The organism is Kitasatospora sp. NPDC001660 (genome assembly GCF_053596725.1).
This window is the reverse complement of the sequence record NZ_JBSFGU010000006.1, coordinates 258,860-273,252: the sequence shown is the minus strand read 5'-3', so window position 1 is coordinate 273,252 and position 14,393 is coordinate 258,860. Positions and strand designations below refer to the sequence as shown.

At 74.0% G+C, this 14,393-nt stretch carries 13 protein-coding genes; 3 read left to right on the top strand and 10 right to left on the bottom strand.

The features are described from left to right. Window positions 1-173 precede the first annotated feature (173 nt). From ACWCXH_RS09750 to ACWCXH_RS09710, 9 genes are all read right to left on the bottom strand, one after another. A complete protein-coding gene (locus ACWCXH_RS09750) occupies window positions 174-1,376 on the bottom strand; it encodes a type III PLP-dependent enzyme (RefSeq protein ID WP_449800825.1) in 1,203 nt (400 codons plus the stop codon). After that, a complete protein-coding gene (locus ACWCXH_RS09745; RefSeq protein WP_449800824.1) occupies window positions 1,373-3,091 on the bottom strand; it encodes an IucA/IucC family protein in 1,719 nt (572 codons plus the stop codon). Before ACWCXH_RS09745 ends, ACWCXH_RS09750 begins: the two co-directional genes overlap by 4 nt. Next, on the bottom strand, window positions 3,088-4,335 hold the full coding sequence (locus ACWCXH_RS09740) for an MFS transporter (protein WP_449800823.1): 1,248 nt from the start codon (window positions 4,333-4,335) through the stop codon (window positions 3,088-3,090). The genes ACWCXH_RS09745 and ACWCXH_RS09740 overlap by 4 nt, the downstream gene beginning before the upstream one ends. After that, window positions 4,332-6,047 carry an IucA/IucC family protein gene (locus tag ACWCXH_RS09735; RefSeq protein WP_449800822.1) on the bottom strand — a complete coding sequence of 572 codons (1,716 nt, stop codon included), beginning with the start codon at window positions 6,045-6,047 and terminating at the stop codon, window positions 4,332-4,334. Before ACWCXH_RS09735 ends, ACWCXH_RS09740 begins: the two co-directional genes overlap by 4 nt. Then, a complete protein-coding gene (locus ACWCXH_RS09730; RefSeq protein WP_449800821.1) occupies window positions 6,044-7,252 on the bottom strand; it encodes an ATP-grasp domain-containing protein in 1,209 nt (402 codons plus the stop codon). Before ACWCXH_RS09730 ends, ACWCXH_RS09735 begins: the two co-directional genes overlap by 4 nt. Before the next feature lie 202 nt (window positions 7,253-7,454). Further along, entirely contained in the window at window positions 7,455-8,453 is a 999-nt protein-coding gene (locus tag ACWCXH_RS09725; RefSeq protein ID WP_449800820.1) for an ABC transporter substrate-binding protein, read from the bottom strand. 100 nt (window positions 8,454-8,553) lie between these two features. Next, complete coding sequence (locus tag ACWCXH_RS09720) at window positions 8,554-9,387, bottom strand: ABC transporter ATP-binding protein (protein ID WP_449800819.1); 834 nt, start codon at window positions 9,385-9,387, stop codon at window positions 8,554-8,556. Then, a complete protein-coding gene (locus ACWCXH_RS09715) occupies window positions 9,387-10,424 on the bottom strand; it encodes a FecCD family ABC transporter permease (RefSeq protein WP_449800818.1) in 1,038 nt (345 codons plus the stop codon). Before ACWCXH_RS09715 ends, ACWCXH_RS09720 begins: the two co-directional genes overlap by 1 nt. Then, entirely contained in the window at window positions 10,421-11,386 is a 966-nt protein-coding gene (locus ACWCXH_RS09710; protein WP_449800892.1) for a FecCD family ABC transporter permease, read from the bottom strand. The genes ACWCXH_RS09715 and ACWCXH_RS09710 overlap by 4 nt, the downstream gene beginning before the upstream one ends. Before the next feature lie 336 nt (window positions 11,387-11,722). Here ACWCXH_RS09710 and ACWCXH_RS09705 point away from each other — a divergent pair, with 336 nt between their 5' ends. Continuing rightward, entirely contained in the window at window positions 11,723-12,523 is an 801-nt protein-coding gene (locus ACWCXH_RS09705; protein ID WP_449800817.1) for a (2Fe-2S)-binding protein, read from the top strand. 66 nt (window positions 12,524-12,589) lie between these two features. Beyond that, a complete protein-coding gene (locus ACWCXH_RS09700; RefSeq protein WP_449800816.1) occupies window positions 12,590-12,994 on the top strand; it encodes a VOC family protein in 405 nt (134 codons plus the stop codon). Here the strand turns inward: ACWCXH_RS09700 and ACWCXH_RS09695 are convergent. Next, entirely contained in the window at window positions 12,955-13,398 is a 444-nt protein-coding gene (locus ACWCXH_RS09695) for a DUF6191 domain-containing protein (protein ID WP_449800815.1), read from the bottom strand. The genes ACWCXH_RS09700 and ACWCXH_RS09695 overlap by 40 nt on opposite strands. Window positions 13,399-13,570: 172 nt before the next feature. Here ACWCXH_RS09695 and ACWCXH_RS09690 point away from each other — a divergent pair, with 172 nt between their 5' ends. Beyond that, a complete protein-coding gene (locus ACWCXH_RS09690) occupies window positions 13,571-14,329 on the top strand; it encodes a dienelactone hydrolase family protein (protein ID WP_449800814.1) in 759 nt (252 codons plus the stop codon). Window positions 14,330-14,393 lie beyond the last annotated feature (64 nt).

Genomic DNA, 14,393 nt, shown 5'->3' with positions numbered 1-14,393 from the left:
GCGCTCCCTTCGCTGCCTACCACTTTCGCACGGCCGTGCGGGGGTGACCTGCGGGGGTGACAAGTGACAGCTGACAGATAACAGATTTCGAAATCTGTTATCTGTCAGCTGTTGTCTGTTCGCCGTCGGCCGTCCGGCATGGCGGCCCGGCCGGAAGGCCTTCCGGCGGTGCGTCAGCCGTCCAGGTGGTGGAAGCCTGGGTGGGGGTGCATCAGGAACTCGTGGTGCGAGATGTTCCACGCGTAGGCGCCCGCCATCGCGAACAGCACCCGGTCCGCCGACCGCAGGCCGTCGGCGCCCTCGGCGGCGCGGGCGAGGATGTCCTTCGGGGTGCAGAGCTGGCCGGCCAGGGTCGCCCGGCCGGTGGTCACCGCGGGTCGCCGCCACGGGTGCGGCCACGCGTCCACCGCCAGGACCTCGAACGGCTGCGAGTGGCCGCGGGTGGCCGGGGTGCGCAAGTGGTGGGTGCCGCCGCGGACGACCGCGAAGTCCTCGCCGTGGCTGCGCTTCACGTCCAGCACCTCGGTCGCGTACCAGCCGCAGTAAGCCGTGAGCGCGCGGCCTGGCTCGATCCGCAGGGTCAGTCCGGGGTGGGCGTCGAGCAGCTCGGTCAGTCCTTCGCCGAAGGCCGTCCAGTCGAAGCGGTCGGCCGGGTCGTCGTAGTCGACGGCCATGCCGCCGCCGACGTTGACCTCGTCGAGCGGGAGGCCGTGCCGGGCGGCCAGTGCGGCCGACCACTCCACGATCCGCTCCGCGACCGCGAGTTGTTCCACCGCCGCAAGACCGCTGGCGAGGTGGGCGTGCACCCCGCGCAGGCGTAGCTGCCGCCCGAGCGGTTCGTCGCCGGTGAGGAGACGGGCGCACTCCTCGGCGCGTTCCGGGTCGAGTCCGAACGGCGTCGGACACCCGCCCATCGCGAGTGCCACGGTGTCCAACGTGCCCGTCCCGACCGGCAGGTTGACGCGTAGCAGCACGTCGACCACTGTTCCCGGCCGCTGCGCGAGGACGGCGGCCAGCCGGTGGAGTTCCTGCTCGCTCTCGACGTGCCACCGGTGCACACCCGCGTCGACGGCGGCCGCGATCTCGGCGGGGGTCTTGCCGGGCCCGCCGAAGGCGAGCGGAGCGCCGGGAACGGCTGCCCGCACGTGTGCCAACTCGCCTCCGCTGGAAACCTCGTAGCCGTCCACGGCCTCGCGGAGAGCAGCCAGCACCGGCGTCTGCGGGTTGGCCTTGGCGGCGTAGTACAGCTCGACCCGGTCCGGCAGCGCGGCCCGCACGGCGGCGGCGTGGTCGCGCAGTGCGGCCAGGTCGTAGACGTAGGCGGGAAGTTCGTCGGGGGCGAGCTCGGCGACGTGCCGGCGGACGGACTCGGTCATCGGGCGCTCCCGACGGGGACGGTGAAGGGCATCCGGGCGGCTTCGGCGAGGACGGACCCGGCGAGCGGCGAGGGCAGTCGAACGTACCCGGCGTCGCGGTCGGCCTTGCGCTCCCAGCGGGTGAGCAGGTTGGCCTTGGCAGGCAGCGGGACGCCGGCGAGCAGCGCGCGCAGGCGCGGCGGGCGGCCGTGGGCGGCCGCGTACTCCTCCAGGGTGTCCCGGACCGCCTGCCAGAGGGCGCTCTCCAGCTCCGGGTGGCGGTCGGCAATCGCGGCGAGCAGTTCGGCGACGTGGTTGACCAGCAGGCAGTAGACGACCCGGTCCCAGCCGCGCTCGGCGTCGTACGTCATAGGTCCGGCGACCTCGGGCGGCAGGGCCGCGAGCAGGGCGGCGTTCTGCTCGGGGACGAGCTTGGTGCCCTCCAGGTCGCGGAAGAGCACCTGCGCCGGGTGGCCGGCGGCGTCGACTCCGATGAGCACGTTCTGCAGGTGCGGTTCGAGGACGACGCCGTGGTCGAAGTAGGCGGCCAGTACCGGCGGGACGAGCAGGCGCAGGTAGCCGCGCCACCAGTGGAGTGCCTCGCGGCTGTCCGAACTTCCGTCCGAACCGTCGTCCAGCAAGCGGGAGATGTGCGCCGAGCTGGTCGGGTGCTCGTCGGCGACGGCCGCGGCGAGCAGCGGGGTGACGCCGGGCCGCAGCACGCCGCCGAGGCCCTCGCGGACGATGAGTCCGAAGCCCTCGAAGAGCGGCAGCTCCGGGCGGCCGTCGGTGCCGGGCAACGCCAGGGTGCGGTAGGCGGGTTCGCGCAGCATCGCCGCGTCGGGGAACCGCCGGGCGAGGTCGGCGAGCGCGGGGGCGAGCAGCCGGCTGAGGGTGACGGCGCCGGTCAGCTCGTACGCGGCGTTCTTGCGCAGGCAGTTGGTGATGCGGACGTTGAGGCTGAACTTGAGGAACGCGTCCGCGCCGTAGAGGGTGCGCACCGAGGCGGTGGCGGCGAACTCCTCGCCGCGCGGGCCGAGGTCGAGCACGTCGCCGCGGGCCAGGGCGCCGCGCAACGAGGGGTGGTCGCCGATGAGTTGGTACTGCCAGGGGTGGGCGGGCAGCAGGCGGTAGCCGGCCGGCACCTCGCCGAGCCCGTCGAGCAGTGCGGTCGCGGTGCCGTCGAGCGACTGCTCGGCCAGCAGGTCCTCGCGGACGGCCAGGTGGCGCAGCCGGAACGCGCCGCGTGATTCCGGGGCGTAGGTGCGCCAGTCGCCCCGGGTGGCGGAACGGGACTTGGGCGCGGGGTGGAAGCGGTGGCCGAACAGCAGGGCCTGCTCGGACTCGAGGTAGCGGTCCCGTCCGGGAGCCGGCCTCGCCTCCAGGCCCGCGCGCACGCCCGCGTGGCTGGAGGCGACCTGGCCGGCGAACTCCTCGTTCACCGTGCCGGTGCGCAGTTCGAGTTCTCCCTGGACGTGTTCGGCGAGCTCGCGCCATCCCAGCTCCTTCCAGCCGCCGGAGCGTTCGATCTCAACGGGGCCGGTGAAGCGGTGCGCTCCGAGCAGCGAGGTGCGGCGCAGGGCGGCCCGCAGGAGGACGCCGCGGCGGGGCAGGCGGATCTGGAGGCGGTTGTCGGTGACGGCGGTCTGGCGCTCGGGGGCGGAGACCTCGCGCAGCAGGCAGTTGAGGAGGGTGTGGGCCACCGCGTCGTCGGGGGTGGGCAGTTCGTGGGTCATCGGCGATTCCAACGCTGGCGGGCGGACGGGACGGTGAGTGCGGTGGCCGCGAGGGCGGCGAGCAGGGCGGCGGCGGTGCCGGCCACCACGGGCGCGGCGGCGCCGAACCGGTCGTTGGCCAGCGCGGCGACGGCGCCGGCGGCGACGGCGCCGCCTTTGGAGACGAGTTCGAGGGTGCCGAACATCCGGCCGGGCGGGCGGCCCTTGGCGGCCCCGGCGGCGAGGACGGCGAGGCTGACCAGGCCGAGCGTGAGGCCGGCGCCGAGCAGGAGCCGGACCGCGACGAACACCGGCAGGGAGTGGGCGACGGCGTGCCCGGCGAGGCCGAGGGCGACGCAGCCGAAGCCGAGGGCGATCCCGGTGTGCGGGCGGGTGTGGAAGAGGGTGTGGATGCGGGCCGCGAACGCCACGTAGCACAGGTGCGGCAGGGCGAAGAGCACGCCGCTGGTGATGCCGGAGACGCCGGGCAGGCGCTGCTGGGCCAGCGTGATCAGGTAGGGGAAGGAGATGACGGTGGCGAAGACGAAGGTGAACTCGAAGGCGTAGAGCGGCCGGAGGGAGGCCGGAGCGCCGTGCTCGGGTTCGTTCGCCGAGGCGGTGGTGGTGACCTCGGCGAGATCGGCGGCCGGGCGGGGCCTGGGTTCGGGCAGCAGCGACAGCGACAGGGCCGCGGCGAGCGGGAGTACGGCCATCACCAGGTACTGGCGGTGCGGGTCCATCCACGGGGACAGCGCGCCGACCAGGATCGGCGCGGCCACGAGCGCGGCCCGTGCGCTGCCCTGCATGAGGGTGAGCGCCCGGGAGAGCCGGGGGCCGTCGAGCGCGGAGGCGAGGTAGCCGTTGGTGGCCGCGAACGTGCCGCCGAGGAAGCCCTGGAGGACGAGCGCGAGGGTGAAGGCGGGCAGGCTGTCGGCCGCACCGGCCAGCAGGAACGAGACGGTGAGCCCCAGTTGGGCGCGCAGCAGCAGCCGCTTGCGGCCGAACCGGTCGGCGAGCCGACCCCACAGGGGGGCGCCGAGCGCGCTGAACACCGTCGGCACGATGTAGAGCACGCCGGCCCACCGGGCCTGCGGGTCGCCCAGCGTGGGCAGGATCGCGGTCAGGTAGGGCGGCAGGCCGAGCGCGGCGAAGGAGGCGACGAAGTAGCAGGCGGCGACGGCGTGCACCTGGCGGCGGCCGAGCCCGCCGGAGCGGTCGGCCTCGACGGCGGTCCGCCGCGGCAGCGTCTCCACGTTCGCGGTCACTGCGGAAGACCTTTCGCCAGAAGGTAGTTGGGGCCGACCGTGTAGTGCTTGTTGATGTCGGCGGCGCCCGATCGGCGCTTGTTGAGCAGAGTCCCGGCGGTGACCATGGCCTTGACCGGCAGCCGTTCGGCGTCCAGCAGGCTCGTGCGCAGCGGCTCGCCCACCGGTCCGAGGCGGTCGACGGCCTCGGCGAGGCGCTTGCGCAACAGGGCCAGGGTGTCCGCGAGTTCGGCCCGGCCGTGGTCGGCGAGGCCGAAGGCGAGGGAGGCGGTGCAGAGGTGGCCGGTGATGGTGGTGAACAGGTCGGTGAGCGCCCGGTCGTCCTCGCCGAAGATCCGCGCGTCGGCGAACTCGCCGGACGGTGGCGCGAGTTCGCCGAGTGTCTCGGCCAGGCGGCCGGTGTGGACGCGCGGGCCGTCGTCGTCCTTGTAGAGGAGCCGGAGGCCGTTCCCGTCGAGGACCAGGGAGGTGTTCTGCTGGTGCGACTCCAGCGCGATCCCGTAGCCGAACAGCGTGGTCTGCCAGTCGAGCAGCAGCTCCAGCAGGTCGTCGTAGAGGGCGATCGGGTCGCCGCCGTGGAACCGGTCGGCGAGGTGGTCGATGACGAGCCGGCCGCCGGGTGCGGGCGCCAGCAGGGCGGCCAGCGGAACGGTGACGGCCCGGTCGAGCCCGGCCGGGTAGCGGCGCAGCAGCACGGCGAGCAGCTCGTGCCCGGCGTGGGCGAAGGTCTGCTCGTCGGCATGCAGGATTCGTCCGGCGAAGCGCGGTTCGCGGGCCAGGACGGTCTCGATCAGGCGCTGTCCGGCGGCGCCGTCGACCAGCGTGCCGGGCTTGATGGTGCGGCGGTTGAGCCGGCCCAGGCTGGCGGTGGCGAGCGGGAGCTTGAGGTGGCACGCGGGGTCGTCGGCGACGGCGACGGTGCGCATGGAGAGCGTGGGCACGACTGTCAGGTACGTGCGGTCGGCGAGCATTGCGCGCCCGGTCAGGCCGGTGGCCGCCAGCGCCTCGTCGAGCGGGGCGCCGACGGTGAGCGGGTGAACGGGCAGGGTGGTCCAGCCGTCGCCGGGGCAGGTCTCTGCGAGGCCGAGCCAGGCCGGGGTGGGCCACCAGCTGGGGAGCGGTTCCTCGCCGTGGGCGGTGAGGGCCTCGGTCGGCACGGCCAGCCAGCGCAGCTCGAAGGCAGGGTGGAACTCCGGGGCGTACGCGCGCAGTTCGGCCTCGCCGAGACCGGCCCGGCCGCGCGCGGTCGGGTAGACCGGGTGGTCGAGGTAGGCGGCCAGGGTGTCGTGGCCGAGCGCGGCGGCGGGGCCGCTCCAGGCGGCCGGGTCGGCGCCGTAGAGGTCGGTGAGCCGGGCGTGCACCTCGGGTCGGACCCGCTCGTGGAGTTCCATGGTGGCGAGGGTCTGGCGGCACTCCTCGGCGAGGGCGGCCCAGCCGGGCCGGTCCGCTGGGTCGGCCAGCTCGGCGAGGTGCGCGACGATGGCGTCCAGGACCGCGAGTCGGTGTCCGGCGAGGTCGACGAGGGGGAGGCGGGCCGCGTACTCGGACTGGAAGCCCTCGGGGGCGACGGGCACGGCGAGCGCGGCGTCGGCGAGGACGAGCCAGGGGCCGTCCGGCCGGTGCTCGATCGTGCCACGGGTACGCAGGCCGAGGACGTCCTCGCGTACGAGAGCGGAGAGCAGGCGCAGGGTGAGCTGCTCGGCGGCGGTCACGGGGTGATCTCCCAGCGGTTGGCGGCGCGGAAGCGGGCGACGGCGGCGTCGACGGCGCCCTGGTCCTCACCGATGGCCCAGATGACGCCCAGGTAGTCGCGGTTGGTGCGGTAGTGCTCGTGCCACTCGCCGAGCGGGCGCAGCGGGCGGTAGGCGAGCCGGACACCGTCGCGCTCCTCGTCGTGCGGGTCGGGGGCGGCGGTGAGGGCGCCGGCGCGGTCGGCGCAGACGGCCTCGTTGCGGGCGCGGCGCGGGGTAGCCGCGCACAACTCGCGGAGATTTTCCGGGAGTTCGCGGCCGAGGTGGACACTGAGGATGTACTCGAAGAGCGGGATGCCGAGGATCTCGGCGAGCATCAGGTCGCACTGGTCGCCTATGGCGCGGTAGTTGACCTCGATGATCCGTGCTCGGCCGTCGGGCTGGAGGACGAATTCGGTGTGGCAGGCGCCGAGTCCGACGCCGAGCGCATCGAGCTGGGGGAGAACCTGGTCGACGACGTCCGCAGGGTGTGCGGGGACGAACTCCAGGACCTCCTCGATGAAGTCCGGGGGTGGGGAGAGTCGGGTGCGGAAGCCGCCGAGGACGTGGCGGCGGCGGCCGTCGCCGAGGGTCTCCAGGGTGCAGAGCTGTCCGTCGAGGAACTCCTCGACGACGAGGGCGGCGCCGGCCCGGCGGTGCTGGATCTCCTTGCAGCGCTGGGCGAGTTCGGCGGCGTCGGCGGCGAGTGTGACGTCCTCGCTGGCGACGCCTTCGCGGGGCTTGACCACGCACGGGAACGGCGGGTTCAGCTCGGCCGGGTCCTGGCCGGGCGCCAACTCGGCGGACCAGACGGTGTCCTGGCCGGTGAGGGCGAGGTGGCGGCGCAGCTGGCCCTTGTCCTTGGCCCGCAGCGCGGCCTTCCAGTCCTTGGCCGGCAGGCCGAAGTACTCGGCGGCCAGGGCGGTCTGGGTCTGCAGGTGGTCACTGTTGCTGAACACCGCGTCCGGGGCGTGGTGGCGGGAGATCAGGCTGACCACGGCGCGGAAGTCCCGGACGTCGCACTCCAGCACCTCGGGCGATGCGAACGGCAGCGAGGCGTAGTCCTGCCGGTGGGGTTCGGCGCGGTCGGTGAGCACGGTCACATCGAGCCCGAGCCGGGCGGCGGCGGGCAGGAAGCCGGCGGTGACCGAGTCGGTGGGGTTGAGGGCGAGCAGGTAGAGCCGCATGTCGTGGAGGTCCTCGCGGGGTGATGGCGGGGCGAGTGGTGGACGGATGGCGGGCGAGTGGTGGCGGACGGTCGACGAGTGACAGCCGGCGAGTAACAGATAACAGATTTCGAAATCTGTTATCTGTTCGCTGTTATCTGTCACCTGCCCGCTGTCCGCTGCCGTCGGGCCGGCCCTGTGCCCAGGGCCGGCCGGTCGGCGGCTACTTCGGGGTCTCGACGCCCATGGCCTTGGCGATGTCGACGAGCATCGCGTCGGCGGCCTGGACGCCGATGCCGGACATCCAGGTCTCGTCCGGGACGGTGAACACCTTGTTGTTCTTCACGGCGTTCAGGCCCTGCCAGACCGGGGTCTGCTGGACCTCGCCCTCCTTGGTCTTCGACGGGTCGTCGGCCGTCGTGACGAACACCAGGTCCGCGTCGGCCTGGTTGATCTGCTCGGCGCTCACCTCGACGATGTTCTTGTCGACGTCCTGCGAGGCCGGGCGGGCCAGGCCGACGTCCTTGAGCACGACGCCGCTGTAGGAGGACTTCGCGTACAGACGGGTCGGGCCGGGCACGAAGCGGACCACCGACGCGGTCGGCATCGCGCCGCCGTTCTTCGCCTTGATCTCCTCGCCCAGCTTCTTCGCCCGCGCCTCGTAGTCGGCGAGCGCCTTCTTCGCCTCGTCCTCCTTGCCGAGGGCCTGGGCGTAGAGGGCGAGGTTCTCCTTCCACGGGAAGCCGGTGGTCTCGGCGAGCACGGTCGGCGCGATCGCGTTCAGCTGGTCGTAGACCTTGGCGTGGCGGACCTTGGAGGACAGGATCAGGTCGGGCTTGAGGGAGGCGATCAGCTCCAGGTTCGGCTCGTTCATCGGGCCGACGTCCTTGGTGTCCTTGATCTTGTCCGCGAGGTAGTTCGGGAAGCCGCCCTCGGTCTTCATGTGCGGGGAGACGGCGCCGACCGGCGTGATGCCGAGCAGCGTGACGTCGTCCAGCTCGCCGCTGTCCAGTACCACGACGCGCTTGGGCTCGCTCTTGATCTCGGCGGTGCCGGCCGCGTGCTTGACGCTGCGCGGGAAGCCCGCGGCGGTGCCGGAGGACGCGGACACGGAGGCGGAGTCGCCACCCGCCTTGGAGCCGTCCTCGCTGCTGCCGCAGGCGGCGAGCAGCACGGTGGAGAGCGTGGCGGCGAGGACGGCGGCGGGGAGTCGGCGGTTCATCGGAGTTCCTTGGATCGGGTTGAGCAGAGAACGGGGAAGAGAACGGGAGGGGAACGGGGGACGGGAGAAGAGGACCGAAAGACGAGGCGCGTAGCGGAGTTCAGACCTCCGCGGAGGCGCGGGTCCGCGCCCGCGCCCGCGCCCGCGCCCGCGGCACGACGAGCGGCGTGCCCGTCTCCGGGTCGGGCACCACCTGGCACGGCACCTGGAAGACGGCCTCCACCAGCTCGGCCGTCAGCACCTCCGACGGCGCCCCGGCCGCCGCGAGTCGCCCGTCCTTGAGGACGACGAGGTGGTCGGCGTACCGGGCGGCCTGCCCGAGGTCGTGCAGCACCATCACCACGGTGCGCCCGGCCTCCTCGTGCAGGTCGGCGACGAGGTCGAGGACGTCGAGCTGGTGGCGCAGGTCGAGGAAGGTTGTCGGTTCGTCGAGGAGCAGCAGGTCGGTGTCCTGGGCGAGCGCGAGCGCGATCCAGGCGCGCTGGCGCTGCCCGCCGGAGAGCCGGTCGACCTGCTGGTCGCGCAGTTCGGCGGTGCCGGTGCGGGCGAGGGCGTCCTCGACGGCGGCCTGGTCGGCCTTGGACCACGGGCTGAGCATCCGCTGGTGCGGGTACCGGCCCAGCCGCACGAGCGACTCGACGGTGATCGCCTCGGGCGTGAGCGGCTGCTGCGGCAGGAGGCCGAGCCGCTTGGCGAGTGCCCGGGAGGGCATCCGGTGGATGTCGGAGCCGTCGAGGGTGACGGTCCCGGCCGCCGGGTCGAGGAGGCGCACGAGTCCGCGCAGCAGGGTGGACTTGCCGCACGCGTTCGGGCCGACGATGGCGGTGACCGCGCCGCCGGGCAGTTCGAGGTCGAGCCCGTCGACGATCACACGGTCGCCGTAGCGCAGGTCGAGTCCGTGGGTGGCGAGGCGGTTCGGGTCGGAGGCGGTCATCAGCTGCTCCTCTGGGGAAGCCGGCCCTGGCGGATCATCAGCACCAGGAGCCAGGGCGCGCCGAGGGTGGCGGTGACGGCACCGACCGGCAGGCCGTGGACGGGGATCACGTGGAGCACGAGGAGGTCGGCGCCGAGCAGCAGGACGGCGCCGGTGAGGGCGGTGAGGCCGAGCGTGCCGAGGGTGGGCGGACCGGCGAGCAGCCGGACCAGGTGCGGGACGGCGAGGGCGACGAAGGCGACCGGCCCGGTGAGGGCGGCGGCGAGCGAGGCGAGGGTGATGGTGAGCAGCAGCAGCCACATGCGGTCGCGGCCGGGGTTGAGCCCGAGGCCGCCGGCGGAGTCGTCGCCGAGGTCGAGGACGGCGACGCGCCGCCGGCTGAGCACGACGGCGGCGGAGGTGAGCCCGATGGCGGTGCCGCCGATCGACACCTCGGTCCAGGTGCGGCCGTAGAGGGAGCCGGTGGTCCACTGCATCGCGGAGGAGGCGAGCTCGGCAGGGAACCGTACGATCATCAGGTTCACGGCGGCGGCGAGGCCCTGCTGGACCGCCAGGCCGACCAGGACCAGGCGGGTCACGGCCATCCTGGAGCGCCAGGCGAAGCCGCCGAGCAGGAGCGCTGCGAGCAGGCCGCCGCCGAGCGCGGCGAGCGGGATCAGCTGCTGCGAGGCGCCGGTGGCGAGCATCAGCACCGCGCCGAAGGACGCGCCGCCGGTGACGCCGATGGTGTCGGGGGAGGCCAGCGGGTTGCGGAAGAGGCGCTGGAGCACCGAGCCGGCCATAGCCAGCCCGGCGCCCGCGATCAGCGCGGACACGACGCGCGGTGCCCGGAACTCCTGCACGACGAGGACGTCCCCGGGCGCGCCCTGGCCGACGAGTGCGCGCAGCGCGTTCCACGCGGAGATGCTGACCTGCCCGGTGCCGAGGGCGACGCCGGTCAGGAGTACGAGCAGGGCTGCGGCCAGCACCGACCAGGCGGCGGTCCGCACGCGGCGGCGGGCGAGTGCGCGCGTCGGGGTGGCGGCGAGCGCGATCACCGGGCCACCCTCCGCGCCAGCACCGCGAGCAGCGGTGCGCCGAGGAAGGCGGTGACGATGCCGACCTCGATCTCGGACGGGCGGACCACGAGCCGCCCGAGCACGTCGGCGGCGAGCAGGAGCAGCGGACCGGCGATCAGGCAGCCGGGCAGCAGCCAGCGGTGGTCGTTGCCGAGGAGCGGGCGGACCAGGTGCGGCGCCGCGAGCCCGATGAACGCCACCGGTCCGGCGACGGCGACCGCGCCGCCCGCCAGCAGGACGACGGCGAGCCCGCCGGCCATCCGGATCCGGGCCACCGGCACGCCGAGCGCCTGGGCGGCCTCGTCGCCGAGCGCCAGCGCGTTGAGCGCGGGCGAGATCGCGAACGCGCCCAGCAGGCCGACCACGAGGAAGGGCAGGGCGGGGGTGAGGGTGTCCAACTGCCGCCCGGCGATCGAGCCGGCCAGCCAGAACCTGGCCTCGTCCAGGGTGCGGTGACTGGCCAGCATCAGTGCGGAGGTCCACGAGGTGAGCACGACGGTGAGCACCGTGCCGCCGAGGGCGAGCCGGACCGGGTCGAGGTCCCCGCCGCGCCGAGCCATCGCGTACGCGGCGACGGCGGCGACGGCGGCGCCGGCGAAGGCGAACCAGACGTACTGGGCGGGTCGGGCGAGGTCGAGCGCGTAGATCGCGGCGACCACGGCGAGGCTCGCGCCCGCGTTGATGCCGAGGGTGACCGGTGAGGCCAGCGGGTTGCGGGTGACGCCCTGGGCGACCGCCCCGGCCACGCCGAGTGCCGCCCCGACCGCCAGCCCGATGAGCGTGCGCGGGACCCGAAGGCCCGTCACCACGTCGGCGTCGCCGCCGTGGACGGTGCCGGTCAGGGCGTCGGCCACGGTGGACAGCGGGATGGAGCGGGAGCCGAGCGCGAGGCTCAGCGCGGCGCACAGTACGAGCGTGCACAGGCCGGCGGCCAGCAGCAGGGGCTGCCGGAGCGCCGGGCGCCGGGGCGTCGCCGGGGCCGTGGCGGTCGGTGGGTCGGTTCTCAACACGAGTCGATATCTTAGGTTAGCTTTACCTAAGTTCGTCAACCGTTGACAATTCGGGCATGTCGCACACGGGGTGCGGTGGAGGGCCGCTTCGGGCGCTCTGGGCGGGTCGCGGGTGGCCCGGAGCGGCGTGTCGCGGACTGTCTGAATGTATGTAAGGTGAGCCTCACCTTATTCGACCTCGGGAAGCAGAGCTCGGGAGTTTCGATGATCCCCGGACCACCCATGCCCGCGGCGCCGTCCGTGTCGTCCGTGCCATCCACGCCATCAGTGCTCTCCGCGGACTACCGGCGCCTGCGCGACCTCTGCCCCGTGCTCGGCCTGCGTGTGCTCGACCCGGCCGACCCCGACCCGTCAGACGCTGGCGACTGGTACTCCGGCGCCCAACTGGCTGGCGGCGAACGGGCCCTGGCCGCCGCACTGGCCGGCGAGGAGGCCCGCATCGCCGAGCGCCACGGCCGCGCCGTCCGGCCACACGTCACCGCGTCGCGCCTGCTGCACCACTACCTGTGGTCCGCCTGCCTGCTCATCGCCGGCCCCTGGCACCTCGCCCGGCGCGTCCCGCGCATCGACCCCGCCGACCTCTGGCTGCACGCCCCAACCGGCGACCTCGCGCTACGCCCGCGCGGGTATGCCGGCCTTCCCGGGGGGATCCCGGAGCGCCCCCCGGGCGGCGAACGGCTCGGTGAGGACGAGCTCCGGGCCGAGCTGCGCGCCGCCGTCGTGGCCCACGCCGAACCACTGGTCGCCGCCTTCGCCGGGCCCACCCGCCGCCGGGACCGCGCGCTTTGGGGCATGGTGACCGACGACCTGGCCTCGGCGATCTGGCACCTCGGCCGGATGCTCGGCGAGGAGGACGCGGCGGTCGCCGCTGCCGAGGCCGTCCTGCCCGGCGGCACCCTCCCGCTCCCCGGCGCGGCCGACTTCCGCCGCCTGCACACCCCCGACGGCCGGTGTCATACCACCCGGACGCGGCTCGGGTGCTGCCTCTACTACGCCGTCGCGCCGGACGCCGTCGCCTGTCTGACCTGCCCGCGCACCTCGGACGAGGAACGCGTGTCTAGGCTCTGACGCACCGTCCGTCGCGGTGCGCCCGTCGCGGTGGCTGTGTCAGTGGCACCTGCTACGTTCGCACGCATGATCATCGATGCGACGACGCGGGTGCGGATCGCCCGCCCCTCCCGGGACCTCGCGGCGGCCGAGCGCTTCTACGCCGGCGGCCTCGGCCTCGACGTGCTCTGGCGCACCACCGAGCGCGTCCTTGGGGAGCACGACCTGCTGATGGTCGGCCCGCCGGGCGGCGGCTGGCACTTCGAGCTCACCCGTGACCCGGAACACCCGCTGGAACCCGCCCCGACCGTCGACGACCTGTTCGTCGTCTACCTCGGCACGCCCGTGGACGACGCGCTCGTCGCCCGGCTGGAGGCCGCCGGCGGCACCCGGGTCGCGGCCAACAACCCCTACTGGGACGTGCACGGCGTGACGATAGCCGACCCGGACGGCTACCGGCTGGTGCTCTGCTCCCGCACCTGGGGCGCCTGACCGGGCGGCCGGTCCCCGCCCGGGGCCGCCAGGGCATCCAGGCCCGCCGTGCCGCCCACCGGCGCCGCGCCCGGGGCCGTCGGCATGCCCCGGAGCACCGCCACGCCCGCCTCCAGGTCCACGCCGAAGTGCGGCGGCGCCCCGGCCTGCGCGTCGTCACGCAGCGCCAGTTGCTCCCGACGCTGCTCGATCTGCACCTGCTTGCCGGAGCTGAAGAGCGCGTGCAGTTCCTCCATGCCGGCGAGGCCCGGGCCGAACCCGCCACCGGCACTGCCGCCCTTGCCCCCGGCGCCTGACTTCGAGCCACGTCGAGGCGCCGCCTCGCCCCGGATCTGCCACGCCGCCAGCAGCACCAGCCCCGCGATCGCGGCCACCAGTGCCGCCGTCCCCACGATCATTCCCATGTCGAATCAACGCGCTCAGCTCGCAGGGGCGTTCCCGCCCGGCCCGCCGCCCGGAAAGGGGGCCGCCGGAACGGCCGGCGGCCGGAGCCCGCGGGCGGAAACCCGGGCCACCGGTTACCCTGCCGCCCGAACCCGAGAGCGGGAACGACCGAGGGAACAGAGAGTGATCACCATGACCGTGCTTGGCACCACCGTGGACATCCCGACGGCGGACGGCGTCGCTGACGCCTACTTCGTCCACCCCGGCGACGGACGGGCCCACCCGGCCGTCATCATCCACATGGACGCCTTCGGGCTCCGGCCCCACCTGATGGCCCAGGCCGACCGGCTCGCCGGGGCCGGGTACGCCGTCCTCGTTCCCAACGCCTACTACCGGCACGGGCGCGCGCCGGTCATCGACTACCCCGAGGTCATCGACCCGGACAACGACCCGGCCATCTTCGACAAGCTCGGCCCGCTGCTCGACACCCTCACCCCCGAGGTGAACGAGCGCGACGCGGACGCCTACCTGCGCTGGCTCGAGGAGTCCCCGTTCGTCCAGGACGGCCCCGTCGGGCTCACCGGGTACTGCCGGGGCGCCGTGCACGCGCTGCGCATGGCCGCCACCAACCCGGACCGGGTCGCCGCCGCTGCGGGGTTCCACGGCGGGAACCTCGCGCGCGAGACGCCGGACAGCCCGCACCTCGGCGCCCACCGGATCACCGCCGAGCTGTACTTCGGCCACGCCGACGAGGACCCGGCGCTGCCGCCCGAGCAGATCGCCCGCCTCGCCGAGGCGCTCACCGGGGCCGGCGTCCGCTTCCGGGCTGAGGTGTACGAGGGCGCCCGGCACGGCTACACGCAGGCCGACACCACGCGCTACCACGAGGCCGGCGACGCGCGGCACTGGGAGGCGCTGCTCGACCTGCTGAAGCGCACGCTCCCCGCCTGAGCCCCGCCTGAGCCCCGCCCGAGCCTGAGCTTCGCCTGAGATCCGCCTGATCCCGGCCTCCTCC

Coding starts and splice junctions, on each gene's coding strand:
- ACWCXH_RS09750 (WP_449800825.1), bottom strand. CDS start 1,376: ATGACCGAGTCCGTCCGCCGGCACGTCGCCGAGCTCGCCCCCGACGAA.
- ACWCXH_RS09745 (WP_449800824.1), bottom strand. CDS start 3,091: ATGACCCACGAACTGCCCACCCCCGACGACGCGGTGGCCCACACCCTC.
- ACWCXH_RS09730 (WP_449800821.1), bottom strand. CDS start 7,252: ATGCGGCTCTACCTGCTCGCCCTCAACCCCACCGACTCGGTCACCGCC.
- ACWCXH_RS09725 (WP_449800820.1), bottom strand. CDS start 8,453: ATGAACCGCCGACTCCCCGCCGCCGTCCTCGCCGCCACGCTCTCCACC.
- ACWCXH_RS09720 (WP_449800819.1), bottom strand. CDS start 9,387: ATGACCGCCTCCGACCCGAACCGCCTCGCCACCCACGGACTCGACCTG.
- ACWCXH_RS09700 (WP_449800816.1), top strand. CDS start 12,590: ATGATCATCGATGCGACGACGCGGGTGCGGATCGCCCGCCCCTCCCGG.
- ACWCXH_RS09695 (WP_449800815.1), bottom strand. CDS start 13,398: ATGGGAATGATCGTGGGGACGGCGGCACTGGTGGCCGCGATCGCGGGG.
- ACWCXH_RS09690 (WP_449800814.1), top strand. CDS start 13,571: ATGACCGTGCTTGGCACCACCGTGGACATCCCGACGGCGGACGGCGTC.